A 1413-nucleotide genomic window follows, 5' to 3' on the forward strand; every position below is an offset into this window, starting at 1 on the left:
ACCAGAGTCACCGTGCCGTCAAAAGCATCGGAGTCAATCTCAAGGTCGTTATTGCCATTAACATCAGCAAGCGTTAGATCTCCAATGCCACTGATCGATTCAAAGGCACTGAAGTCGAGGATATCCCCGCCCAGTCCGCCATCGAAGTTGGCGATGCTACCGCTAGTGATGTCCGACCCATCAAAACTGACGGTATCCCTGGCTGCGGCGGCCGTCTCGAGGTTTATGCCGAACCCGTGATCACCAAGCTCGTAATTCAACGCAGAGCCAATGAACTCAGTGGCATTGCCGGTACCGTCACCGAGCTGGAGTGTGCTGCCACTCGTCAGGCCCGTGCTGGTGATGGTCTCGAGATCGCCGGCTGTCGCGGTCGTGATCGTGAGATCACTATCGCCACCGGTAAGCACGAGATCCTCAGCAGTGCCGAGCGTCAAATTGTTGATGGACTGCGCAGTGTCGGCCGCATCAGCGACGTCAACCGTCACAGTACCCGCCCGGTTAACCGCAAGATCAGAACCACCAGTTGTCTCGAAGTCGTTGGCAGTATTGAGAGCCGCAGTTAGAGAACTCGTGGAACCCGCACCTTCGAGCACCAGCTCGTTCGCGCTAGCACCGGCCCCACCATTACCCGCGTCGGTGTTATCACCCGGAGAGCCATCAATCGTCACAGTAAGGCCGTCGCTGATGCCGCTAACCGTCATAACCTGCGCGCCAGCGACGCCTGCGTCAGTCTGAGTACCGTTAAGGGTCAACGCGATCGTATCGACATCGCTGACGCGGTCTACCTGAACCTCACCAGTAGCCTGATCATCGAAGGTCGCACCGACCGTCTCGAATGCCGAGCTCTGCAACTCAACCGTCTCGGTATCGACGCCGGTGATCGTCAGCGAGTCGCTGCCCGACTGACCGCCGGTGAACCCACCAGTCACGCCAGCCGCTTCGGCCGCACTGATCGACAGGGCGACATCCCCTGTAGCCTCAGAGGCGTCTACCGTGACCTCGTCACCAGCGACGTCGCCGATGGTCAGGGCGAGTTCGTTTGAGCCGCTGATATTAACCGCCGTTGCCGCATCACCATCAAGCTGAGCCGTGACGGCGGTGGTGTCGGCGTCGGTCGGGTTAGAGCCACTCGTCGAGAAGTTGATCGTCTCGACACCATCAACGGTCGTCGTGTTGGCGTCGAAAGTCTCATCCTCGGTCGTGTCGTCCGTCCGGTTTACATTCAGATTCACGACATCAGAAGACCCAGTGTCGTCGTCGAGGGCGACGTTACTTGTACCCAATGCTTCGGGTACAGTCAGGTCGAGATTCCGATCACTGAGCTCAACCGACACATCTGAAGCTGCACCATCAAGGTTAAGACCGGCGGTGTTATTACCCGCAAACTCTAGCGTTGTGAACGCTGGGAGTGCC

1 protein-coding gene is annotated in these 1413 nt (G+C 58.2%); it reads right to left on the bottom strand.

Annotated features, from left to right (window positions below):
• Positions 1-1413, bottom strand: a 1413-nt coding sequence (locus FPL11_RS10125) for a beta strand repeat-containing protein (RefSeq protein WP_186295121.1), incomplete at both ends; no start/stop codon positions are given.

The organism is Spiribacter aquaticus (assembly GCF_007625215.1).
Taxonomy (GTDB): domain Bacteria; phylum Pseudomonadota; class Gammaproteobacteria; order Nitrococcales; family Nitrococcaceae; genus Spiribacter; species Spiribacter roseus.